Origin of the sequence: Streptomyces sp. NPDC051364, assembly GCF_040682115.1 — a bacterium.
GTDB lineage: Bacteria > Actinomycetota > Actinomycetes > Streptomycetales > Streptomycetaceae > Streptomyces.
This window is the reverse complement of sequence record NZ_JBFBAH010000033.1, coordinates 15,920-37,070: the sequence shown is the minus strand read 5'-3', so window position 1 is coordinate 37,070 and position 21,151 is coordinate 15,920. Positions and strand designations below refer to the sequence as shown.

Annotated in this window: 23 protein-coding genes and 4 pseudogenes; 16 read left to right on the top strand and 11 right to left on the bottom strand. The window is 68.4% G+C overall.

What is annotated here, in order from left to right:
- Positions 1-12: 12 nt before the first annotated feature.
- From AB0M76_RS36595 to AB0M76_RS36585, 3 genes are all read left to right on the top strand, one after another.
- Positions 13-1,104 carry an alpha/beta hydrolase gene (locus AB0M76_RS36595; protein WP_365957064.1) on the top strand — a complete coding sequence of 364 codons (1,092 nt, stop codon included), beginning with the start codon at positions 13-15 and terminating at the stop codon, positions 1,102-1,104.
- Positions 1,105-1,141: 37 nt separating this feature from the next.
- Positions 1,142-3,892 (top strand): AAA family ATPase, encoded by a 2,751-nt coding sequence (locus AB0M76_RS36590; RefSeq protein ID WP_365957063.1) that lies wholly within the window; start codon positions 1,142-1,144, stop codon positions 3,890-3,892.
- A gap of 128 nt (positions 3,893-4,020) precedes the next feature.
- A complete protein-coding gene (locus AB0M76_RS36585; protein WP_365957062.1) occupies positions 4,021-4,713 on the top strand; it encodes an alpha/beta hydrolase in 693 nt (230 codons plus the stop codon).
- 485 nt (positions 4,714-5,198) lie between these two features.
- Here the strand turns inward: AB0M76_RS36585 and AB0M76_RS36580 are convergent.
- Both AB0M76_RS36580 and AB0M76_RS36575 read right to left on the bottom strand, forming a co-directional pair.
- A pseudogene (locus tag AB0M76_RS36580) lies at positions 5,199-5,387 on the bottom strand (diaminopimelate decarboxylase); the annotation flags it as partial.
- Positions 5,388-5,601: 214 nt separating this feature from the next.
- A complete protein-coding gene (locus tag AB0M76_RS36575; RefSeq protein ID WP_365957061.1) occupies positions 5,602-6,117 on the bottom strand; it encodes a helix-turn-helix domain-containing protein in 516 nt (171 codons plus the stop codon).
- A gap of 99 nt (positions 6,118-6,216) precedes the next feature.
- Here AB0M76_RS36575 and AB0M76_RS36570 point away from each other — a divergent pair, with 99 nt between their 5' ends.
- The 4 genes from AB0M76_RS36570 (at position 6,217) to AB0M76_RS36555 (ending at position 8,285) form a co-directional block, all read left to right on the top strand.
- Positions 6,217-7,002, top strand: a complete 786-nt coding sequence (locus tag AB0M76_RS36570) for an SDR family oxidoreductase (RefSeq protein WP_365957060.1) — start codon at positions 6,217-6,219, stop codon at positions 7,000-7,002.
- 25 nt (positions 7,003-7,027) lie between these two features.
- Positions 7,028-7,384: a nuclear transport factor 2 family protein gene (locus AB0M76_RS36565; RefSeq protein WP_365957059.1), complete on the top strand. Its 357-nt coding sequence runs from the start codon at positions 7,028-7,030 to the stop codon at positions 7,382-7,384.
- Positions 7,385-7,720: 336 nt separating this feature from the next.
- Positions 7,721-7,900 carry an antitoxin MazE7 gene (locus AB0M76_RS36560; RefSeq protein ID WP_365957058.1) on the top strand — a complete coding sequence of 60 codons (180 nt, stop codon included), beginning with the start codon at positions 7,721-7,723 and terminating at the stop codon, positions 7,898-7,900.
- A gap of 4 nt (positions 7,901-7,904) precedes the next feature.
- Positions 7,905-8,285, top strand: coding sequence for a toxin Doc (locus tag AB0M76_RS36555; RefSeq protein WP_365957057.1), 381 nt, complete (start codon positions 7,905-7,907; stop codon positions 8,283-8,285).
- Between the two features lie 166 nt (positions 8,286-8,451).
- Here the strand turns inward: AB0M76_RS36555 and AB0M76_RS36550 are convergent, their stop codons facing one another.
- Complete coding sequence (locus AB0M76_RS36550; RefSeq protein WP_365957056.1) at positions 8,452-8,559, bottom strand: DUF397 domain-containing protein; 108 nt, start codon at positions 8,557-8,559, stop codon at positions 8,452-8,454.
- Positions 8,560-8,738: 179 nt separating this feature from the next.
- Here AB0M76_RS36550 and AB0M76_RS36545 point away from each other — a divergent pair, with 179 nt between their 5' ends.
- Positions 8,739-9,083: a hypothetical protein gene (locus AB0M76_RS36545; protein WP_365957055.1), complete on the top strand. Its 345-nt coding sequence runs from the start codon at positions 8,739-8,741 to the stop codon at positions 9,081-9,083.
- A gap of 81 nt (positions 9,084-9,164) precedes the next feature.
- On the opposite strand, the gene AB0M76_RS36540 is transcribed toward AB0M76_RS36545, so the two are convergent.
- The 5 genes and pseudogenes from AB0M76_RS36540 to AB0M76_RS36520 all read right to left on the bottom strand — a co-directional run.
- The gene (locus tag AB0M76_RS36540; protein ID WP_365957054.1) at positions 9,165-10,001 is read right to left on the bottom strand and encodes a CbtA family protein; all 837 of its coding nucleotides are present in this window, start codon (positions 9,999-10,001) and stop codon (positions 9,165-9,167) included.
- A gap of 12 nt (positions 10,002-10,013) precedes the next feature.
- The gene (locus AB0M76_RS36535; RefSeq protein WP_266671178.1) at positions 10,014-10,241 is read right to left on the bottom strand and encodes a CbtB-domain containing protein; all 228 of its coding nucleotides are present in this window, start codon (positions 10,239-10,241) and stop codon (positions 10,014-10,016) included.
- 611 nt (positions 10,242-10,852) lie between these two features.
- On the bottom strand, positions 10,853-11,191 hold the full coding sequence (locus AB0M76_RS36530) for a hypothetical protein (protein WP_365957053.1): 339 nt from the start codon (positions 11,189-11,191) through the stop codon (positions 10,853-10,855).
- 219 nt (positions 11,192-11,410) lie between these two features.
- Positions 11,411-11,632: a chaplin gene (locus tag AB0M76_RS36525; RefSeq protein WP_365957098.1), complete on the bottom strand. Its 222-nt coding sequence runs from the start codon at positions 11,630-11,632 to the stop codon at positions 11,411-11,413.
- 807 nt (positions 11,633-12,439) lie between these two features.
- Positions 12,440-12,613: pseudogene (locus AB0M76_RS36520) on the bottom strand (transposase); the annotation flags it as partial.
- A gap of 358 nt (positions 12,614-12,971) precedes the next feature.
- Here AB0M76_RS36520 and AB0M76_RS36515 point away from each other — a divergent pair.
- From AB0M76_RS36515 to AB0M76_RS36490, 6 genes and pseudogenes are all read left to right on the top strand, one after another.
- The gene (locus AB0M76_RS36515) at positions 12,972-13,412 is read left to right on the top strand and encodes a hypothetical protein (RefSeq protein ID WP_365957052.1); all 441 of its coding nucleotides are present in this window, start codon (positions 12,972-12,974) and stop codon (positions 13,410-13,412) included.
- 598 nt (positions 13,413-14,010) lie between these two features.
- Positions 14,011-14,160 (top strand): hypothetical protein, encoded by a 150-nt coding sequence (locus AB0M76_RS36510; RefSeq protein ID WP_365957051.1) that lies wholly within the window; start codon positions 14,011-14,013, stop codon positions 14,158-14,160.
- Positions 14,161-14,676: 516 nt separating this feature from the next.
- The gene (locus tag AB0M76_RS36505; protein WP_365957050.1) at positions 14,677-15,093 is read left to right on the top strand and encodes an actin depolymerization factor/cofilin-like domain-containing protein; all 417 of its coding nucleotides are present in this window, start codon (positions 14,677-14,679) and stop codon (positions 15,091-15,093) included.
- A 186-nt stretch (positions 15,094-15,279) separates the two neighbouring features.
- Positions 15,280-15,586, top strand: a pseudogene (locus tag AB0M76_RS36500) (transposase); the annotation flags it as partial.
- Positions 15,587-15,930: 344 nt separating this feature from the next.
- Positions 15,931-16,365: a hypothetical protein gene (locus tag AB0M76_RS36495; protein WP_365957049.1), complete on the top strand. Its 435-nt coding sequence runs from the start codon at positions 15,931-15,933 to the stop codon at positions 16,363-16,365.
- 129 nt (positions 16,366-16,494) lie between these two features.
- Positions 16,495-16,911, top strand: a complete 417-nt coding sequence (locus AB0M76_RS36490) for a hypothetical protein (RefSeq protein WP_365957048.1) — start codon at positions 16,495-16,497, stop codon at positions 16,909-16,911.
- A 464-nt stretch (positions 16,912-17,375) separates the two neighbouring features.
- On the opposite strand, the gene AB0M76_RS36485 is transcribed toward AB0M76_RS36490, so the two are convergent.
- The 3 genes and pseudogenes from AB0M76_RS36485 to AB0M76_RS36475 all read right to left on the bottom strand — a co-directional run bounded on the left by AB0M76_RS36485 (position 17,376) and on the right by AB0M76_RS36475 (position 19,398).
- Complete coding sequence (locus AB0M76_RS36485; protein WP_365957047.1) at positions 17,376-17,900, bottom strand: SMI1/KNR4 family protein; 525 nt, start codon at positions 17,898-17,900, stop codon at positions 17,376-17,378.
- Between the two features lie 74 nt (positions 17,901-17,974).
- A pseudogene (locus AB0M76_RS36480) lies at positions 17,975-18,121 on the bottom strand (IS5/IS1182 family transposase); the annotation flags it as partial.
- Positions 18,122-18,453: 332 nt separating this feature from the next.
- Entirely contained in the window at positions 18,454-19,398 is a 945-nt protein-coding gene (locus AB0M76_RS36475) for a LysR family transcriptional regulator (protein WP_365957046.1), read from the bottom strand.
- Positions 19,399-19,515: 117 nt separating this feature from the next.
- On the opposite strand from AB0M76_RS36475, the gene AB0M76_RS36470 reads away from it, so the two are divergent.
- Both AB0M76_RS36470 and AB0M76_RS36465 read left to right on the top strand, forming a co-directional pair.
- On the top strand, positions 19,516-20,328 hold the full coding sequence (locus AB0M76_RS36470) for an inositol monophosphatase (RefSeq protein WP_365957045.1): 813 nt from the start codon (positions 19,516-19,518) through the stop codon (positions 20,326-20,328).
- A gap of 48 nt (positions 20,329-20,376) precedes the next feature.
- Positions 20,377-21,021, top strand: coding sequence for an NAD(P)-binding domain-containing protein (locus AB0M76_RS36465; protein WP_365957044.1), 645 nt, complete (start codon positions 20,377-20,379; stop codon positions 21,019-21,021).
- Positions 21,022-21,151 lie beyond the last annotated feature (130 nt).

Below are 21,151 nucleotides of genomic sequence, written 5' to 3'. Positions count from 1 at the left end.
GGCTCATCTCCCATGCAGGACAAGGTTCGTGACGGCTCACGACGGAGGCGCTCGGAGACATGGCACCCCTCAACCCGCCCGCGGGGCCCACGGACGAGGAACTCACCCGCCGGGCTCAGGCCGGCCAGACCGGAGCCCTCGGACTCCTGCTGGCCCGCCATCAGGCGCCGATGTCACCGAACCACCTTCAAGATCGGGAGCACTCGTGGTGCCGCCTCCTACCGGCCGGCTGGCCGAAGGCGTCCACACCCTCGCGGTGGAGGGCCTCACCCTGCGCTACCACGCCCACGGAACGGGACCGGTGTGCGTGGCGCACCCCGGTGGACCCGGCATCGAGTGGGAGTACCTTCGTGCGCCGGAGCTGGAGAAGCGTCTGACCATGGTGTACCTGGAACCGGCCGGTACGGGCGGCGGCTCGGACCGGCTCGCCGCCCACCCCCACGGTTACACCGGGCCCGCCATGGCCGACATCTGGCAGCGATGATTGGCCACTTGCCCGCGCACCGGGTACACCTGCTGGGCCACTCGCGCGGCGGGCTCGTCGCCCGGTACCACGCGCTGCACTGTCCCGATCAGCTCGCCGGCATGGTGTTGTACGAGAGCGCGCCGGTCACCGGCCCCGAGTTCGGCGAGGAGATGATGCTCAGGGCGGGGGAGTTCGCCGCCCGGCATGCCGGCCGCCCGGAGTTACAGGCGGTGATGGAGGCGTTCGCGACGATTCCGACGATCGCCGACGACGAGGCCATGGTGGCCGCCGCCAGGGGGATCGTGCCGGCCTATGTCGCGGACTACTGGGCGGATGCGCAGCGTTGGGGCCGGCTTCAGGGGGCCCTGCGGGCGAGCCGTATATCGGGGCAGGACGAGCACGGCGAACCCGACGTGGTCGACGACCGCGAAGCGCTCGGCGTGCTGAGGCTGCCAGTACTGGTCGTGGCGGGACGCCACGACGTCGTATGCGGGGTCCGGTGGGCCGAGGAACTGCACAAGCTGATTCCTGGCGCCCAGCCGCTGGTTCTGGAGCGCAGCGATCACTTCGGCCACCTGGAAGAGCCGGAGCGGTTCGCCCGCGAGGTGTCTGCCTTCGTGGCCGCCGGGAACTCCTAGGACGCCTCAGATGCCACCTTCGTACGTAGGGGACAGCGTGGTGTTCGAAGCCGGTGGACCGCTGGTCGGGCGTACGGCGGACCTGGACCGGATCGACGCCTTCCTGGACGGTATCGCGCGGGGCGGTGGGCCGCTGCTGCTGTTGGGCGAGCCGGGCGTCGGCAAGACCGCACTGGTGGCAGCCGCAGCCTCCCGAGCCTCTGCCCGAGGAATGCGTGTCGCGGTGACCGCCGGTGCGGAGTACAGGGCGCGGCTGAGCTACAGCGGCCTCGGACAGTTGATCGAGGCGGCCATGGCCGAACATCCGGCGATCGTCCCGGGAGACGCGCTGGCCGTCGCCTTGGGGCGGCGGGACGGCCCGGCACCCGAATCCGAGGCGGTGGTGGACGCCGTGCTGTCGATGATCGGGCACTTCGCGAGCCGCATGTCCACGCTGCTGGTCGTGGATGACGCGCAGTGGCTGGACCCGGTCAGTGCCGTGGTGCTGGGTGAGGTCGCGCGCCGACTCGCCGGCCGGGGCGTCGGAATGCTGTGCACGGCCCGGGAGGGGGCGGAAGGGTTCTTCGACCACAGCGGGTTGCCCGTCCACGACGTGGGTCCCCTCAGCGCCGCCGCGTCCGAGGACCTTCTGGTCCAGCGCTTCCCGGCGCTCGCCCCACGGGTCCGGCGGCGCCTCATGGCAGAGGCGCAGGGCAACCCGCTGGCGCTCCTGGAGCTGCCGGTCGGGCTCAGCGGCTCGCAGCGGGCGGCGTCCGCGGCCCTGCCCGAGCGTCTGCCGCTCAGCCGTAGGCTGCAATCGGCGTTCGCCTTCCGTATCACCGGTCTGCCCGCGGCCACGCGGTACCTGTTGCTGCTGGCCGCATTGGACGGCACCGGCGACCTCCAGGTGCTGCGGCGTGCCACCGCCGGGCGGTGCAGTCTCAAACACCTGGGGTCGGCCGAGCGTGCCCAGCTGGTCCGCGTCGACGAACCGAACGGAGTGATGTTCCGGCATTCGCTGACGAGGGCGGCGGTGGTGGAGCTGTCGACCAGCGATCAGCGCCGCAGCGCCCACCGTGCGCTGGCCAGGGCCTGGCAGGAGGTTCCGGAGCGTCAGGCATGGCATCTGGCCCAAGCCGTGGAAGCCCCGGACGAGAAGGTCGCCGCGCTGTTGGAACGGGCCGCCGCCGTGATCGCCCGCCGCGGCGACGGGTCCGCCGCGGTGGCCGCACTGCTGCGCGCCGCCGAACTGACCCCGGCTGGTCCGCAACGGGCCCGGCGGCTTGCCGAAGCGGCCTATACCGGCGCGAACATCACCGGTGACCTGCGGGACGTGCCCCACCTGCTGGACGACGCGCGCCGTACGGCGCCCGGTGAGGGGTCGCCGGCCATGGCGGTGGCCGGGGCGGCGTACCTGCTGAACGGCTCCGGAGACATCGACACGGCGTACAGCCTGTTGTGCGGTGCCATCACCCTGCGGCCAGAACCGTACGACCCGGCCGACGCCACACTGGCGGAGGCGCTGCACACCCTGTTGCTGGTGTGCTTCTTCGGTGGTCGGCCCGAGCTGTGGCCCCCGTTCGACGCAGCCGTGGCCGCGTGTCCGGATGCTCCGGTCCTGCTGGTGACGGCGCGCAGCACGTTCGCCGACCCGGCGCGCACGAGCCCGTTCGATCTGGCGGTGCTGGATGCGGCGATCGCGGAGCTGACGCACGAATCCGACCCGCTGCACATCGTCCGGGTGGCGATTGCCGGAGCGTACGTGGACCGTTTGGACGGATGCGAGGAAGGGCTGCACCGCGTCGTGGCCGGCGGCCGGAGGGGCGAACACGTCACCCCCGCCATCGACGCCCTGTTCCTGCTGGGCAATCACGGGTGGTTGACCGGACAGTGGTCGGACCTGCGGCAATTCGTCGGTGAAGGACTGGAACTGTGCGAGCAGTACCACTATCCGATGCTGGCCTGGGCCGGCAAGTACCTGCTCGCCTGCAGGGCCGCGGCATGCGGTGACCATGCGGAGACCGGCGGTCTGACCGACCAGATGGAACAGTGGGCCGGACCCCGGAGTGCCGATACCGTGCGCGCCTATGCCGCTCACGCCAGGGCCCTGTCCGCCCTGGGGCAGGGGGACTTCGAGGAGGCGTATTGGCAGGCGACGGTCATCGCGGAGCCGGGGACACTGCCGGAGTTCGCCCCGCAGGCGGTGTGGACGGTGATGGATCTGGTTGACTCGGCCGTGCGAACCGGCCGTCACGGCCCAGCCCGTGACCACGTTGCCGCAGCGCGGGACGCCGGCTTGGAGGTGGTGTCCCCACGCCTGAGGATGCTGGTGCACGCCTCCGCCGCCCTCGCGGCCGACGACGACCAGCACGTGGGCTTTCAGGCCGCCCTTGCCGTGAAGGGGGCCGAGCGGTGGCCGTTCGACCTGGCTCGAATCCGCCTGTATTACGGGGAACAGCTCCGTCGCAGCCGATCGCGCGCGCAGGCGCGCCACCACCTGACCGTCGCAGCCGAGATCTTCCGGCGGCTCGGTGCGACCCCCTGGGCCGACCGGGCCGACCAGGAACTGCGAGCCTGCGGCAGCCCTCCGCGCACGGCTTACCGGCCCGGGACAGCCGCCGCCCTGACACCGCAGCAGCTGGAAATCGCAAGACTGGCCGCCGCCGGCCTGACCAACAAACGGATAGCCGAGAAGCTCTCCCTGTCCCCGCGCACCGTCTCCACCCACCTCTACCAGGTATTCCCGAAACTCGGCGTGACCTCCCGGGCCGCACTTCGGGACGCGCTGAAACAGCTCAACGAGCGATGACACGCCCCGCACATCCCCGCGCCGGCCGCAGCTACGTCATATGACGGAAGCGGCGAAATCGCCCGCATTCGTAGCGTTCATCACAGGAGCTGCCGGTCCAGGCGGCCCGACGGACACCGGAAGAATGGATGAACGACATCGCACCGCGCGGAAACGTCGTGCTTGTTCACGGCGGCTTCGTGGACGGTTCCGGCTGGCAGGGTGTGTACGACGCCCTCAAGGCCGACGGCTACAACGTGGCCATCGTGCAGAATCCCACGCTCTCGCTGGAAGGCGACGTGGCCGCCACCCAGCAGGTGATCGACGGGATGCCGGGACCGGTGACCCTGGTCGGACACTCCTACGGCGGAGTTGTGATCACCGAGGCCGGCAACCACCCCAAGGTGACCTCGCTCGTGTACATCGCCGCGTTCGCCCCCGACAAGGGCGAGTCGGTGAGCACCCTGATCGCCGACCCGCCGCCGGGAGCCCCGGTCCCCCCGATCCTGCCCCCGAACCAGGGCTTCCTGTTCCTGGACCGGGACAAGTTCGCCGACTCCTTCGCCGGTGACCTGCCCCGCGCCCAGGCCGAGTTCATGGCCGACTCGCAGGTTCCCTGGGGTATGGAAGCCCTGGGTGGGACGGTGTCCCAGCCGGCCTGGCGCACCAAGCGCGCCTGGTACCTGATCGCCACCGACGATCGCATGATCCCGCCGCCGGCCCAGCACGCGATGTCCGAGCGGATCGGAGCCCAGACCGTCGAAGTGGCGGGCAGCCACTCCGTGTACGTCTCCCAGCCCGACGCCGTTGCCGACCTGATCAGGCAGGCAGCCCGCGCCTGAACACGGCGACACCCTCCTCCGCGTGCCGCCGATCGACCAGCAACACCCGGTCGGCGGCCGCCGCCCCCAACGGCGGCGAGGGAGGTGAGCTTGATCAGCTCGCGCTCCTGGAGCTCCGCGTTGGCGGCGATGACGGCCTGGCGCTGTCGGGCGAGTTCACGGCGTTCCGCGAACAGACCGCAGGCGCGGCACGCCCCGCCGCCTGGTTCCTTTACGACCAGTCCGGCAGGCTGAGCACCGTGAGGCCGTGCAGGGTTGCCCCGGTGGACCCGGCCATCACCTCCGGCGACTGCTTCGCGGGAATGGGGGCGGCCGCCCGGGTGCCGACGACGGCCTGCAGGAGTACTTCGGGACCTCACCGTCGAGCCATGGGCGGAGGGCCTCCCGGCCATCCTCAGCAAGACCCCCCGCCCCCCAAGGGGCGAACCTGACGCGCCCTTAGCCTTCTTGCCGGGTGGGCCGCGAAGCCAGGCCGCGGATGCCCAATCGGCCGCCAGGATCTCGCCCGCCTCGCAGTGCCGACCGATCACGGTTGCCGTGCACGGTCCTGCTGTCGAGTGCCGACCGATGAGGCGGGGCGGGTATCGAACGCCGCACAGAGCGGGCCGGGGGCTATCGCTCATGCATCCGTCGACGGCGACGAACAACTTCTCGCCGGTGTGCTCGACGGCGAGCCAGGGCACGGTCAGTCCTGCGGCCGAGCTGATGGCGATTCTTGGAAACGAAACGACCGGTGTTGCTCCTCGCCTCGCTTGATCCGGACTTCAACGGCTGGGGATGATGGGCATGCGTCATGCTGGCGGCCAGTCGGTGCTGGTTGGTCGATCAGGTATGACCATTGCGTCCCGACCCTGCTCAAGGACGTTCGGTGCGTGTCCGGGGGCAGTCTTACGCCTCCGCGGGGGTGGTCGGTCGTGTCGCGTAACGGTGGCGCATGGCGTCGCTGGCTGCGGGACCTGCGGTGAAGACGTAGGTGCCGCTGTCGTCGAGTCGGCGGCCGGTCTTGGCGTCGACGACGACGGGCTCGACTTCCTCGCCGCTGTGCGCGTCGACGAGGATCATGCTGCGTTCGGCCGGTGTGAGGCGGGAGTTGCCCCACGCGGCCAGGGCGACGATCACCGGTCGCAGGGAGCGCCCCAGTTCGGTGAGGACGTACTCGTGGCGTACGGGGCTGGCCTGGTACGGCTGACGCTCCAGCAGCCCGTCCGCGACGAGGGTTTTCAGCCGGGTGGTGAGCATGCTGGAGGAGATGCCCAGGCTCTCCTGGAACTGATCGAAGCGTGTGTAGCCGTCGAAGGCGTCGTGGAGGATCAGCAGCGTCCACCACTCGCCTACGTGTTCCACCGTCGTGGACAGCGGGCACTCCCGGTCCTCCAGCCTGATCCGGCTCGCCACGGCGACCATCCCCTCAGTTACTGCTAAAGTCAAAGTTAGTAGCTTCTATTTTAGCAGTAATGACGGGAGCGGTGCCTTCTGCGCCCGTACCCGGGAACGGAGCACACCGTGACCACATCCATCAGCGAATCCCTCGAAGGCCGACGCGCTCTGGTCACGGGCGGCACCAAGGGCACCGGAGCCGCCATCGCCCGACGTCTCGCCCAGGCCGGCGCCACCGTACTGGTCACCGCCCGCAGCCGCCCCGACGACGTCGAGGAGAAGGCGTTCATCACCGCCGACCTGTCCACCGCCCAGGGCGCAGCCCATGTGGCCGCCGAGGTGGACGCCCGCGTGGGAGGCGTCGACATCCTGGTCAACACCCTCGGCGGCTCCGAGGCGCCGGCCGGAGGGTTCGCGGCGCTCGGCGAGGACGACTGGGCCAGGGAGCTGAACACGAACCTGCTGGCCGCCGTCCGCCTGGACCGCGCACTCCTGCCGCACATGATCGCCACGGGCCAGGGCGTGATCGTGCACGTCACCTCGATCCAGCGCCGCATGCCGCTGTGGAACGGCACCCTGGCCTACGCCGCCGCCAAGGCCGCCCTGACCACCTACAGCAAGGGCCTGGCCAACGAGGTCGCCCCGCACGGTGTCCGCGTCAACACCGTCTCGCCCGGCTTCGTGCAGACCTCGGCTGCCGACAACCTCGTCGCCCGGATCGCGCGTGACGCAGACATCACCCAGGAAGCGGCGCTGGGCCGGCTCATGGACTCGCTGGGCGGGATCCCGCTGGGCCGTCCCAACCGGCCCGAGGAGGTCGCCGAGCTCGTCGCTTTCCTCGTCTCCGACCGCGCCTCGGCCATCGTCGGCGCCGAACACGTCATCGACGGCGGCACCACCCCCACCGTCTGAAGCCGCCACCACCCCAAGGAGCGTCATGTACGACAACCAGCCCCGCACCACCCCTGATCTCCTGCCCGAAGTGATCACCCACTACCTGAAAGCGCATCGCGCCCACGACGCCGCTGCCGCGATCACGGCGTTCACCGGCGGAGCCACGGTGATCGACGACGGCGCCACCTACGAAGGCACCGAAGCGATCGGGGAGTGGCTCGGCCGATCCGTCACCGAATTCACCTACACCATCCACCTCACCGACGCCCAGCAGACCGACGCAACCCACTACATCGCCACCCACCACCTCGAGGGCAACTTCCCCGGCGGCACCATCGATCTGCGCTACCGGTTCACACTCCGCGACGACCTCATCGAACAACTCGTCATCGAACCCTGAGTCCCCTTGCGAGAAGCCTCGCTCGCCCCGGCGCCCTTCCGGGCCGTCGTGCCTAGCCACCCAACCACCGGGCGAGCCCTCTTGTCCGGGATCAGCACGTGCACGTCTGAGGAGTCAACGTGAGTTACTCCGAGGCCATCCTCAGCACAGGGTGAGGAGATTCCAATATCCCCATCAGGGGCCGATGATGATCGTCTCGGGTGGGCCCGCGGGCTGGCCAGGGCACGCAAGGTGCCCTCGGCGATATCGTCGGCCTGGGTCAGGTCGCAGGCCTGGCGGCCGCCGCCGTTGAGGTGCAGCGGCAGCCCCAGGGTTGCGCGGGCCGACGGAGCTGGCATGTCCATGAAGGACTATCTCGCCAAGGTGGCGGCGGAGAAGGAGCACGAGCAGGCTCTCGACACCGCCACGGCCGCGTTCCGCCGGGTCATCGCAGCACCGGGCATCCTGGACCGCTTCGACGCCGACTTCGGCGGGCTCCCGCAGGCCCCGGCGCACGAGACCCCGCGGGCGGCCTGAGCCTGTGGAACTGCTCGTCGACTACCGGTGGCTCCTGGCGCGTCAGGAGGACATCCTTCGCACCGACCTGACCGTGAACGACCTCAGCGTCCTCGTCGGGATGGCGGCCCGCCACCGGGTCGACCCGCCCCGGCTCGACCAAGAGCACCCGGACGCCTTCTGGCGGGCCGCGGTGTTCCTTGAGGAGTGCGTACTCCTGCGCCCCCTCCCCGCGCGGAACGAGGCGTACGGCTACGGCGTAGCTCTTGCCTACCTGGAGGCCTCAGGCGAGCGCGTGGACGCTACGTACGAGCCGTGGCGGGACCTGATCACCGACATCAGGGCATTGCGCTTGGACTCGTACGGGATTGCGGGGCGGCTGCGCTCGCTGCGGCCCGCGCAGTAGACGCTGGCGAAGAGACACCTCGCTGAAGGGCTGCGAATACGCGGTGGGCCGTGCGGGTACGGCTGTACAAGAACGGCCCGCGTCCCCCAGCTACGGACTGGGGGACGCGGGCCGTCTTGGTGCAGGGTCGTGCAGGCAGTTGAGAGTCAGGCGCGGACGCCGTCGATCAGGCGGCGAACGACGCCGGCCGGAACATCAGGACCGGGCCGTCGGAGTTCTTCGAGTCGCGGACGGCAATGCGCTCTTGCGCGACGCGAACGTCAGCGCACTCCACGCACGGCTCTCGCTTCCGCCGGAGAGGGGCGACTTGCGCCCGACTGCGCCCGGGAGGTCGGACGCCGACAGGACGATGTTTGAACTGGGCGTCCCGGTCCGGGTGCTGCACAGGCCCTGGTGCGGGGGCTGACCGCCGTGGGACCGGCCTTTGTTCCGCTGGCCTTCACGCCGCCGGGCGTGCCGTACGCATCCCTGCTCTCCCTGACGGCGGCGGTCGTCCCGTTCGCGGTGGGCAGTGCCATCGTCTACCCCTTCGAGAGGGACACCGTCGTGGCCCTGTCGGGCAACCGCCTGGTCGCCACCCACTACGGGCTCCACAACACCGTCCCCGGTCTCGGAATGACCCTCCGCAACCTGGCGACCGGCGCGCTCTGGGACTTCGCCGCGAGCCGACAGGCGCTGTGGATCACCTGGCTAGCCCTTACCGGCACGGAGACGGCCTGCGCAGCCGCCGTCGCGGTCCTCGCCCGGAGCGGACGCCTCGCCTCTCCAGCACGTGAGCTGACCCCAGCCTCCGGCTGACGCACGACCGCGCGCAAGCGAACGGCCCTGCCGCCCCAGCACTGGGGTGGCAGGGCCGTTGCCGGCGGTCGCGGTGGTCGTTCAGCCGAGCGCTGACGCTGCAGCCGGCGCCGGGGCGCCAGCACGGTCGGCATCCGTGCGTGCGGCCAGGAGCCGCTGGGCGAGGACGCCGAAGACGATGGCGAACACCGTCCACAGCACGAGCTGAACGGCCAGCGAGGCGACCCGGAACTCCCACAGCAGGGCGGCGGGGAAACCGGGCTGGACGGCGTCGCTGTTGTCCGGCAGGAACACGAACGCCAGGGCGGCGGCGACGATGAAGCCACCGCCCGCGGCCAGCGTCGCGTTCCAGTTGCCCAGGCGCGGTGCCAGCCGTCGCCCGAGGATGATCGCGCCCACCCCGAGCAGCACGCTGAGCAGGATCATCAGGAAGAACAGCGTGGTGCGCTGGCCGATCGTGTCCGGGTTGCCGACCGCCGGCGGGGTGGCCGGGTACTTGAGGAACGGCACCAGGTAGACGAGGACGAACGCGCCCGCCCCGGTGAGCGCGGCTGTGGCCCGCGGGCTGAACCCGCCGACGCGGCCGAGGGCGAACGAGAACGCGAGCGAGGCGATGCCGCCCAGCGCGACTCCGTAGACCAGGACACCGGTGGCCAGGCCGAAGGTCGACTGGACCGGACGGCTGACGAGCTCTTCCTCTTCCTCGGCGGCTTCGCCCGACGCGGCGTCACCGCCGTGGCCGGTGTGGCCACTTGGGGCGCTCGCGGCGTTCTGGGCGGCCGCGGCCTCTTCGACGGCGATGGAACCCCGTACCGGCGGCTCACCCACCACGTAGGCGACGGCGAAGGCGAACAGTGCGGCGATCAGGCCCGCGAGCATGCCGCGGACCAGCAGACCTCTGACAGTAGAGGCGTACATGTGCGTGGCCTCTCAGTGGCAGGGGAAACCGAGCAGATGACGACCGTCGTGCACCCACTCGTGCACGCCCTCGCCGGCGAACACGGCCGTGGCGCCCTGCTCGGCGCCGACGAAGTACAGGGCGACGAGCATCAGGAGACCGACGAAGAGCGCCCAGGGCAGGACCGCGCGCACAGGCAGCGGAGCCGACAGGGAGCCGGCGGGGGTGGATATGGCAGCGGAAGCGATAGCCTCGGCCATGATGGAACCTCCTCGGGGAACAACGCGTCCCATATGGTGGTGCAGGACGACGGTCCTCGGGTCTGACTCGCCACGACGCCACCCGGGGGATGTCGCCGCAGCACACAGTGGCGCGACCATGCCGGATTCTCACCGGGCTTCCGTCTCGCCGTCGTCTCTATGTGTAAATGTCGCCCTGACGCTATCGCGCGTATGCGATTCAGCCAAGGGGTTGAGTCCCTGATCACAGGAGCACGCTGCGCAGCTGACGTGCGCGTTTGCGCCCCCTGGGCGCCCGCCGGCTCAATACGCACCGCGGCCCGGATCTACGCCACGGTAACGGTCTTGCCCTGCCCCACGGCCCGCACGGGCCGCTGACTGGTCACCGGTCAATATCCCTTGGGTGCCCGCGGAAACAGGTGCCGAGTGCGGGCAGCAGGGCCGCGATGAACATGCAGGGCGCTGGGCCGGCGCCAGGGACGCCGCAGCAAGCCGCCCCACCGGCGCCGATCAAGATGACCAGCCCGGCCGCGAAGCCCAACGCCCCCATGACCAGGTCACGAAGCGCCCTCCCTGCATCCCGCCCGATATGGAGTGATCGGGTTCGCACGGATGAGGTGCCCGGCGTGCGGCTACGGAGCGATGTGGAGCCCCGTTCCGACGGTGACCTGGTCGATGTCGGTCGTGCGAACCGTGATGTCCAGGGTCCACACACCGGCCATGGGCAGCCTCAGGGCGTACGCAGCCCAGTAGCCCTTCTGGTTCTTGAACTTGGCGTCGAGCGGGCCGATTCCCTGGTCGCGTTGGGTGAGGGCAAGCCGTAGCTCGGGGACGCTGGAGATGCCGCCGTCCGCGCTGAACACGACAGCCTCCACGGTGTTTTCGCCGACACGCCCCGGCGCCAGAGTGATCTGCACCGTGCCGTGACGGTTCGCCGTTCCCATGTCGAAGGGGACGGTGACCACTTTCACCGTCGGTTCCACGACGGCGGCGGCTGTTGCGGCAGGCAGTTCGGAGGCGCGGCTGGGCCGTCATCCTTCCCGTTCGTTCGCCCTCAACGCGGGTAGGGGGCATGGCTGAGGGGAGTCACCCAAGTGGCGACTCCCCTCAGCCATGCGGCTGGTTCAGAGGGTGGCCTGATCTGTTGGCTCCGGCACGGTGGCTGCTGGCAGGTCAGGAGCCAGTGATGCTCAGTGCTCGCCGTGCTGGTCGGCCTTGTGGTGGTCGGCCTTGTCGCCGCCGCTCTTGTTGATGCAGGCGTTGCCGAAGGCCGGGTTGAGGAGGCCGACGACGTTGACGGAGTTGCCGCACACGTTGATCGGGATGTGGACAGGCACCTGGACGACGTTGCCGGACAGAACGCCGGGGGAGCCGACGGCAGCGCCCTCGGCCGTGGCGTCCGCGGCCGCCATACCAGCGCCGCCAGCGAGGACGGCAGCGGCTGAGGCGGCAACCGCTACGGCCTTTGCGATACGCGACATCAAGATCTCCTTAAGAAGTGGGCCTGCCGCAGGGAGTACGGCATGTGCTCGCGTCCAACGCACGAGCATGTAGCCGGTTACGGCCGTTAGGCCGGACCGGTGACCTCAGGCGGCCATCTCGATGAACGTCAGCTCTTCGGTGTTGCCGTCGTCTGCGTACACAGATGCGATTCCGTATGCCGCCGACGGCCAGATGAATCGGTCCCCGGTTTCGCATGGGCAGCGCGTTTCCGCTTCGGCCGGGGCCGTTTGCAACCTCTGCTCATAGAGAGGTGGGAACGGCGACGTCGGTCGGCCTGAATCTGCGTCGGAGTCCAGCGGCCCCACCAGAACGGTGAGCAGTGGCTCCGCCAAGCGTTCGACTGCCAGGCCCATGGGTGGCCCGCGCACAAGTGCAGCCAGCGAGAAGAGCCCGTCAGGGGCCCGGGCGACATGCCGGCCGCCCGTTCGCTCGCCGTTTCTCCCGGGTCCAGCGAACCCCGTTCAAGACAGGCTGGAGGTAACGAATCTGGGCATGACATCGAGGTCGCCAGTTCTGGCCCCATGATGTTGTGATCGGTGCCCGGCAGTAGACCCACGCCTACTTGCAACAGCATCTCGGTGACATGAGGTTGGTTCAGGGCCATACGCGAGTCCGTCGTCGCGTCCGCAGCGACGGACGCCCCCCGCTGTTCCAGTGCTTGAAACTCGACCGGTCGTAGCCGCCAGCAATTCGGCTGCGCCCGGAACGGCGCTCTTCTTGAACCCCTGGTCGACCAGGGCTCTACGCACCGTGTCGGCCTGCTCGGGCACGCCGTCCAGCAGGGTCTTGCCCGCGGCGTTCTCGTGCGCGGAGGCCGTCAGCATGACGACAGCGATGACCAGGCCCAATGTGTCCACGGCAAGGCATCTCTTGCGGCCCGGCACCTTCTTCGTGGCATGTGAAAGCCGCCGATCTCCAAGCCGCCGCGGGGTCGGAGGCTGTCACCCGGTTGACGGCGGCCTGCGTTTCTTCGCCGAGATCCGAGACGAGCCGTGGAGTATGTACTGGAAGAACGGAAGAGATCCAGTCGCGACTGTCGCGAACTATCACGTGGTTCCGAGGTTCGGTCCCATTTGCATCGTCGCAGCAGTCATTCCCAATGAGCGGCGCGACTACATCTGGCTCTGGACAGCGACACAAGCTAAACAGGCGCCGGTGAGAGCCACCAGCACGGCTGTCCGGCGCGCACAGAAGTCAAATCGCCCCCTCCTGGCCCTAATTGCGCGCACGAAACCGAAGGGATGAACGATGGACACCACAACCCTCGAGCAGTTGAAAGCCCAGTACCGCAGGAGCGGTGCCCGGGCCGGCATCAAGCTTGACGACATCGAGATGCGGAGGGCCATCTCACTCCTCCCGCACCAGGGACCTGTAGTCAAAACTCCCGGCGTGGAACTCCGCTACATCGAGGGCCTGCTGAGGCTTCCCCTTGATTCCATCGTCGACTTCTCAGTCATCCCCGCCTCCGGCCAGTCACGCTGTCCATGTGGTCGAACACCCACCGCGCTGGACATCGTCGCCCACGCCGTCGGCCATAAGGTGCACGAAGAGCAACTCCTGCGCGACACCGTGATCGGCGTGTACAACGTGTTCGAGTTCGCCGACGAAGGGCGCACAGCGCCGTGTCATCGGTGCGGACGGGAGTTCACGGCCAGCGGCTACTGGACCAATAACTACATGTATGCCTGACTTGGCCCTTCAATGCAGCGATCTGGCATGTCCCTTCCGGGTCTGTCCAGCAACCGGCTCTGGCTCACTTTCGGTGGTGACGGAGTGTGAGAGAGGGTGCACGCTGGCAACCGACGGTGCGGTCAACCTTCTGACCTGGGTGTTTGATGGGCAGTCGGCGCTGCAGTGTGCAAACAGGCCGGAGAAGGTCCTGTTCGCGCCAGTGGTGAACTCGCAGGCTTGCCGACGATACAGAGCACTCGTCCCATGGCGCGGAGCTCCGGTTTCACCGTCGACACCCAGCCATCACTCTCAGCTACCACCGAATGTGAGCCAGAGCCGTTCCTTTTACAGACCCGATGGGCGCCGCACCGAACACCACGACGCGTGTCTCCCTGCCCCAGGGCTTCGGCGTAGTCACAGCTTGAGTGGGTTGCCCCGATGTGTGCTGGTGGCGGTGCGGATGCAGAGCAGGCACGGGATTCCCTGGGTGTCGATGTGGGGGTTCAACGGTGGGGTTATCGTCCGCCATTACCCCGGGCTCACTGAGCGGGTCTCCGTGCGGGGCGCACCGTAAATACGGTGGTGGTGGGAGAGGGTGAGTTGCTTGGATTGGCGCATGGAGAACCCGATCTGGGACGCGTTGCTGCCGTTGGTCCGGGAAGAGGTGGACGAGCTGATCAGGAGTGGTCGGCGGCTTCACGCGGTGAAGCTCATCCTGCCCTGCGGCCTCATCTGCTGGCGACGCCTCAACAAGCCCAACTCGTGATCGTGTTACGAGCTCTTACAGATCATTCGCGCGGGGCACAACCAAGCGAACCCGTCTGATGATCTGAAAGAACCACCCAGGCGTTGTCCTGGTGCATTGGAGCGAACTCCATCCACAAAGCCGAGCCGTGATATTCGATCCGATGTCCGTTGCCGTCGAAGCGGACCAGTTCGTTGTTCGCGTTGCCGAACGTGGTCCCGTAGAGGAAGCGATCGCGCGCGCTGTTGTCTTCGGGGGAGGTGGCGTCGGCGCGCCTCGATCTCCACGCGGTGGCCCTTCGCCAGCTTGTCCGTCACATCCGGCACACACTGAGGGCCGGTGGCTACTGCCGCAAGTGTGCCTCCTCGGGCCATGGCATACCTCTGATCAGCGAGGGGCGTGCATGACATGTTGCGGATGAGGCCCGCTGGCCCGACGGGTGGCGGGCCTCATCCATACCTGGCGCGAGCACCCCGAATGTGACGGTCCGATACGATGTGATCGCTGTCAGTGTCGGCCCATCGGTGGAGGAAAGTCATGTCATCAGGTGTCGCGGTGAACGACGTCTGCCTGCAGGAATACCAGGCGTTGAAGCTCAAGAAGACGCACAAATACGTCATCTTCAACATCAACAATGACAATACGGAGATTGTCGTCGAGAAGGTCTCCAGTTCCACGGAGTACGACGACTTCATTGCGGATCTGCCAGAGGCCGAGTGCCGGTGGGCCGTCTACGACTTCGAGTTCGAGAAGGAAGGCGCCGGGAAGCGGAACAAGCTCACGTTCGTCTCGTGGGCACCGGACACTGCCAAGATCAAGCAGAAGATGGTCTTCGCCTCGTCCAAGGAGGCACTCCGCAAGGCGCTCGTGGGCATCGCGGTCGAGATTCAGGGGACCGAGTACTCGGAGGTCGCCTTCGAGTCGGTCCTCGACAAGGCCCAGCGCGGGAATTGACCGTTCGGACGGCTGACCAGGGGGAGGGCTGATTCTTACTGGTCCAGCCGTCCGCGCAGTCAACGGTCCCGCCTGCACAACTCATTTGCGCCAGAACCCACTCCGCGAAAATCGAACAGTCGCCGCCCGCGATGCCTCCCGGAGTGGTGAACATCTGCTGCTCGTTTCAGGAACGACGCTGTTGCGCTGTATCGCGCAGCGGGCGGGAAGCGCACGTATGCAGCGGTCGCGGCGGATGTCGGGGTGACTGGCGAGACGCTGCGGAGCTGGGTGCGCCAAGCCGACGAGCACGCGGGCCGCGATCACAGCCCGCCCAAGCAGAGCGTGGAGAGCCGTGACGAGGAACTGGCCCGGCTGCGCGCGGAGAACGGCCGACTGTGCAAGGCGGAGAAGGAGTGGGAACTCGCGCGGGCGCGCGGGAGGTCCTGCGCCGGGCAGCGGCCTATTTCGCCAAGGAGCTGAAGTGAAGGCCCGCCGCTGGGACTTCGTCTCCGGAGTGAAGGGTGTTGTCGTTTCCCGCTGAAGGTCTGTTGTCGCTCGTGTAGGCACGCCGTGCCGTGCTCAGCTGTTGGGCGACGTGGGCGGGTTGGGGTTCAGGAGCGCACGGGCTTGCTCGGCAGGTCGGCAGTTGCTCGGAGTCCATCTGCTGCAGCGTCGTGCGCCGGGGTGCGCTGGCGCATAGAAAACCGCAGGTCATGCCCCTGGACCGGGTTTGAAGTGCTTTCCTTGACTCCTTCGGGTGGGCGATCCGTCAACCTCTATTCATCACTCTTCGTGTCCGCTTGCGTGTGATGAGTGACGAAGCTGCCTTATCGGGCACGGCCACAGAGGAGAGTCATGTTCAAAACCATCAGGACTCGTCGGGGACTGGTCGGGACGGCTGCCGCGCTCGGCGTGTTGGCCGCAGGAGTGGTCGGCGGCGTCGCGATCGCGGACGACTCGACCGTCAAGGCGAAAGCTCCGCACGCGCAGGCGTCCGCGCTGGTGAACACGGATGGTTCGCGCCTGTACTCCAAGGGGATCAAGTCGCTTACGAAGCCCAAGACGGGTGAGTACTGCGTGACGTTCGACGACGCCACGGGGATCAAGGTCGACCGGAGCACGCCGGTGGCCACCCTGTACGCGATCGAGGGCACTGCTCCCTGGGGGTGGACCGTGTTTGTCACCACCTACCCGACCCAGGCGTGCGGCAACGCGGTGGACACGCTGACCGTGTTCACCGGCAGCAACAGCGGCGCGGCCGACTCGCCGTTCTTCCTCTACGTTCCCTGACGGCCCGCGCACCGGCCGTGGGTGAAAACGCTGCCCGCGCTTTCATCGAACGGTGACTCCGCGATCCCCATCGGTTCTATCCGGCCGGTCGCTGTTACCGCGGCGCACAACGGCCGAGAAGGAATGATCATGCGAATCTCCATGCCGCCCGCCGGCCCTGTCCTTGCGCTCGTCCTCGCCGTCGTGGCATCGGTGCCGGCCCTGGCCGGTACCGCTTCAGCGGTTGATCTGTACGCCCCGCACGCCCGTGCCGCGGCGAAGGTGTCCCAGGTCGGCCTGCTCCTGGCGGAGAAGAACGTCTCGTCTGCCCGCAGGAGCACCGCTCAGGCCAACAACACGGGGGTCTTCTGCGTCAAGGTATCGGACCCCGACATCGTCGTGAGGGACGCGGCGATCGTCGCCACGGTCAACAACAACCGGGCGATGATCACCGCCATCGGTGGCGCGCACCCCTGGTGCGCGAATGACCCGGACACCATCACGATCGTGCTCACCGACAGCGCGGGCTCCGCGGTGGACGCACCGTTCACGGTCGCCGTGCTGTAGCCACAGTCTGATCGCGTGAGGGGCCCCGACAGTAGCTGTCGGGGCCCCTTAACCTGACGAGGGCGTTCGCCGGGTTGTGGGGCGTTGAGCTGGTGTCGGCGGTTCGTTGAACTGAGCAATCGTCACGCCGCTGACCTGGGGTTGTGTAGTTTGGTTGAGTGGGTTGGTTCGGCACTTGGTTCACTGAAGCTGCGCAGGGTCTGGGCTCGTCAGTCCTCTGGCCTGCGATTTTGGCCGTCCGGGTCCAGTTGCGCAGGTTGGTTGGGTGCTGCGCAGTTTCACTGGTCGCCGACTGGTGGGTGTCGTCGGTCAGTGAATCTGAGCAGTCGTCACGCTTCAGTTCTCGTATCCCTACGATGCGAACGCGCCGGCAGCCGCAGCGAGAAAGGCATCCGCTGTGGCGGCAGATCCCCACAATCAGCAGCCTGACAACCCCTGCATGGCAAGCCTTGCCGGGCATAGCACTACATGTCGAAGGGTTCGTAGCGGGCGTTGGCCTCGGGCCAGGCGCGGTCCATGAACGGGGCCCGGTCGAGGCCGTCGAAGCAGCGCGTCAGGAAGTCGGTGAAGGTGCCGCTGGTGCGGTACCACTCCGCGCACTCGCTGCCGACCGCGATCTCCCAGCTGCCCGGGTCCGGGTCGCTGGCCAGGAAGTAGTACTCGCTGCTGTGCTCGTCGTGGCCCCAGCGGATGAGCCCACCAGGGTCGGGGTGGAAGGGGAAGGGGTAGAGGTCCTCCCACCCTCTGCGTGCATCGCGCCAGGCCTCCAGGGACCAGAAGTCCTCGAGTTCGGCAGGGGTCATGAGACCCGTCGGCCGGTCCAGGTGGAGGTACCCGCCGAGGGTTCCCGGCCCGTACACGTCCATGAAGGCCTTGTAGTCCGCAGGCAGCGTGAGACCGAGGTGCCGCTCGGAGTGCTCCCAGATCTCTCGGCGCGGCCGGCCCCACGCCTCCTCCGGCTCACCGAGCAGCGCCTGGAGACGTTCCAATGGCGATGGCATGTCTTCCCTCGTCCCTGATATGTGACTGGCCGGGAGTAACATCAGGCCTCCCTCTGACAACACCGATATGCGCCCAGGCCGCTGCCATGAGGTGTGCTGCAACGGGCGATGGCCGGAGAGACGCCGCAGGCCCGAACCTGGTGGCGATGGATGTCGTAGCCGCGGCTCGCGAAGACGGACTGAGTTTTGCGTCGGGGTCAGCCGGCAGGGCTGTTTCAAAGTCCGAGCGGTGGCGTGAACCTGCAGGTCACGGTGGTGTGACGCCTGTCGGCCGTCCCGTCTCGTACGCGACGAAGCTCCGGTTGGAGCGGGTGACCGATCAAGTCGCCCTGCTGAACCGGAGCTTCGATGTGCCGTCAGTCTGCCAGCGTCTGTCTGACCAAGTCGCCCTCGTCAGCACCGCGCACTTCCGGGACTGCCGCGGAGGCTGGCCACGCTGGCCGATCTGCGCCATCGGCGCGGGAAGCGTCACGGCCCACAGAACTTGAGCCAGAACCCGAGAACGGGAGTCAGCTGGCAGGCCTTTCCCCAGGCGTATCCGTCACTGCCCGGTCCGGTTGGTGAGGGGCTGTTGAGAGGAGGCCGGCGGTGGGAATAGTGCCTGGACGGTTTCGGTGGCCAGGTCTCGCAGCCAGGTGTGGGCGCGGTCGTTGTCGTAGCGCTGGTGCCACAGCAGGTACAGGGGGACGTCGGGCAGCGGGAGTGGTGGCGGCAGCGTGGCCAGGCCGAGTTGTTCCCGGGCCGTGCGGGTGACCGCGTCGGGGAGGGTGACGACCAGGTCGGTGTCGAGGGCGAGGTGCAGGGCGAAGGCGGCGGTGGGCCCGGCGGCGACGACGCGTCGTTCGAGGCCGCGTGTGGTCAGGGCGTCATCGATCGGGTCGCGCAGGCTTCCGCGCCGCGAAACGGTGAGGTGCTCGGCAGCTGCGTAACGCTCCAGGCTCAGGGGGCCCTCGGTGAGCGGGTGGCCTGGACGGACGGCAACGATCAGCCGGTCCCTGCCGACGAGGCGGTGGCGGATGTCGGGAAGCGTCGGAGCGCTGGAGGTTGATTCGAGGTCGACCTCACCCCGGCGCAGCTCGGCGTCGTCCCTCCCGGGTTCGGTGGACAGGCGCAGCCGGACACCGGGGGCCTGATGGTGGACGGCCGTGGTCAAGGCGGTGCCGCAAGCGGCGGTCAGGGCGTCGTGCCAGCGCACGGTGAACACCCGGTCGAGGGCCGCCAGGTCGAGTTCCTGCTGCGCGGAGAGAAGCTGGTGGGCCTGCTGCACGAGGGCGTGCACCTGGGCGCGCATGGCCAGCGCGCGGGTGGTGGGGACCATGGAGCGGCCGGTGCGGACCAGGATCTGGTCGCCGGTGGCCTTGCGGATGCGGCCGAGGGAGCGGCTCATCGCCGGTGCGGTGACGTGGAGGCGTGCTGCCGCGCCGGCGACACTGCCCTCTTCCAGCAGGGCGTCCAGGGCGGTGAGCAGGTTCAGGTCCAGTTGCATGGCAGTAACTCTACAAGTGACAAGCATGCACTTGTCGTTAATGATCTGGCGCCCTACCTTCGAAGTGCGGGTGCGAGACAACCGTCCCGCTTCTACCGATCCCCCAGGGAGCCCACCATGAGCACAGCCATGCCTTTCGGCGCCGGCGCGACGCTCCTGCCCGACGTGACCGCTGCGGTGAAGGCCGCCGGCGTCACGCTGCGCGACCGCTATACCTCGCACGCCCGGGGCGTGAGTCTGGACGAGGTCGTCGGCGAGATCCACGCCAACGACGACGCGGTGCTGGACGTGCTACGGGAACCGCTGCTGCGGGCCCGGCGGGGGTCGCAGTGGGCCGAGGACGAGCTGGCCGGCGGCGCGCTCCCGCCCGGGGAGTGGTGGGTCGTCGACCCCGCCGAGGGCAACATCAACCACGTCCACGGCATGGACGACTGGGCCGTCACCGCCACCCTGGTCCGCGACAACCAGCCGGTACTCACCGTCGTCCACCTGCCGCTGACCGGCGACACCTACACCGCGGTCGCCGGCTGCGGTGCCCGCCTGGGCGGCCGCCCCCTGAAGGTGTCCGCCAAGACCGACCTGGGCGCCGCGCTCATCGGCACCGGCCAGGCCAAGCCCGGCGAGGACGAGCGCACCTTCCGGCGGATCGGTGACTCCGTCACCGCCATGCTCATCAACGGCCTGGTCGTGCGCGTGTCCGTTCCCGCCACGATGCAACTCATCCACGTCGCCGCCGGACGCATGGACGCGTTCTGGCAGTTCTCCGACGTCCGCTCCGGTCTGGTCGCCGGTGCCCTGCTGGTCTCCGAAGCCGGAGGCACCGTCACCGACCTGGCGGGCGAACCCTGGAACACGGGCAGCCGCGACTTCCTGGCCGCCGCCCCCGGCATCCACGCCACCGCCCTCAAGATCCTCTCGCCGATCGCCTGACCGGACGTCTCCGCTCTTCCCATCCGATACCGCAAGGAGCATCACCGCATGACCAACATCGGCATCCTGGGCGCCGGCCGCGTCGGCACCAACCTCGCCGGCAAGCTCTCCGCAGCCGGACACCACGTCACCCTCGGTAGCCGGAGCCCCGAAGGTACCGCCGCCCGCACCAATGGGCTCGCCCCGCGGATCGCCTTCGCTGACCAGCGCACCACCTCCCGCACCATGGACATCGTGATCAACGCGACTCCCGGCGACGGCTCCCTGGAGCGCCTCACCGACCTGCGCACCGAACTCGCGGGCAAGATCCTCATCGATGTCTCCAACCCCGCCCAGGACGGCGCTGACGGCCTGCCGGGCGATCTGTGCTATCCCGGCAGCAGCCTCGCCGAGAAGCTCCAGGCCGCGCTCCCCGACACCCGTGTGGTCAAGACCCTCAACACCATGCTCTTCATGGTCATGACCGCCCCCGAAACCCTGGCCACCCCACCGACCGCCTATCTCTCAGGCGACGACGAACGCGCGAAGAAGACCGTCACCGGGCTACTCGGTGACCTGGGTTGGCAGCCCGAATGGATCGAGGACCTCGGCGGCATCACCACAGCCCGCGCCACCGAGGCCATGATCCTGATCGTGCCCCACATCCTGCGCCGACACGGCTTCAAGCCCTTCGCAGTCTCCCTGGCCCGCTGACCCACCAAGACCGGGTTCAGACCGAAACCGAGTGGCGGGCTCGTGGGAGGCAGCTGAGCACCGGCACGGACAAACGCCCGATGGGCTGCAAGTACGCCCGAACTCATCGACGTTGATCATGCGTACTACA

What these genes read in the sequence shown, in the direction of transcription:
- AB0M76_RS36585 (WP_365957062.1), top strand. Translation starts at nt 4,021, where the DNA reads ATGAACGACATCGCACCGCGCGGAAACGTCGTGCTTGTTCACGGCGGC.
- AB0M76_RS36470 (WP_365957045.1), top strand. Translation starts at nt 19,516, where the DNA reads ATGAGCACAGCCATGCCTTTCGGCGCCGGCGCGACGCTCCTGCCCGAC.
- AB0M76_RS36565 (WP_365957059.1), top strand. Translation starts at nt 7,028, where the DNA reads ATGTACGACAACCAGCCCCGCACCACCCCTGATCTCCTGCCCGAAGTG.
- AB0M76_RS36465 (WP_365957044.1), top strand. Translation starts at nt 20,377, where the DNA reads ATGACCAACATCGGCATCCTGGGCGCCGGCCGCGTCGGCACCAACCTC.
- AB0M76_RS36525 (WP_365957098.1), bottom strand. Translation starts at nt 11,632, where the DNA reads ATGGCGGCCGCGGACGCCACGGCCGAGGGCGCTGCCGTCGGCTCCCCC.
- AB0M76_RS36560 (WP_365957058.1), top strand. Translation starts at nt 7,721, where the DNA reads ATGTCCATGAAGGACTATCTCGCCAAGGTGGCGGCGGAGAAGGAGCAC.
- AB0M76_RS36490 (WP_365957048.1), top strand. Translation starts at nt 16,495, where the DNA reads ATGCGAATCTCCATGCCGCCCGCCGGCCCTGTCCTTGCGCTCGTCCTC.
- AB0M76_RS36535 (WP_266671178.1), bottom strand. Translation starts at nt 10,241, where the DNA reads ATGGCCGAGGCTATCGCTTCCGCTGCCATATCCACCCCCGCCGGCTCC.
- AB0M76_RS36575 (WP_365957061.1), bottom strand. Translation starts at nt 6,117, where the DNA reads ATGGTCGCCGTGGCGAGCCGGATCAGGCTGGAGGACCGGGAGTGCCCG.
- AB0M76_RS36495 (WP_365957049.1), top strand. Translation starts at nt 15,931, where the DNA reads ATGTTCAAAACCATCAGGACTCGTCGGGGACTGGTCGGGACGGCTGCC.
- AB0M76_RS36510 (WP_365957051.1), top strand. Translation starts at nt 14,011, where the DNA reads ATGGAGAACCCGATCTGGGACGCGTTGCTGCCGTTGGTCCGGGAAGAG.
- AB0M76_RS36515 (WP_365957052.1), top strand. Translation starts at nt 12,972, where the DNA reads ATGGACACCACAACCCTCGAGCAGTTGAAAGCCCAGTACCGCAGGAGC.
- AB0M76_RS36475 (WP_365957046.1), bottom strand. Translation starts at nt 19,398, where the DNA reads ATGCAACTGGACCTGAACCTGCTCACCGCCCTGGACGCCCTGCTGGAA.
- AB0M76_RS36595 (WP_365957064.1), top strand. Translation starts at nt 13, where the DNA reads ATGCAGGACAAGGTTCGTGACGGCTCACGACGGAGGCGCTCGGAGACA.
- AB0M76_RS36505 (WP_365957050.1), top strand. Translation starts at nt 14,677, where the DNA reads ATGTCATCAGGTGTCGCGGTGAACGACGTCTGCCTGCAGGAATACCAG.
- AB0M76_RS36540 (WP_365957054.1), bottom strand. Translation starts at nt 10,001, where the DNA reads ATGTACGCCTCTACTGTCAGAGGTCTGCTGGTCCGCGGCATGCTCGCG.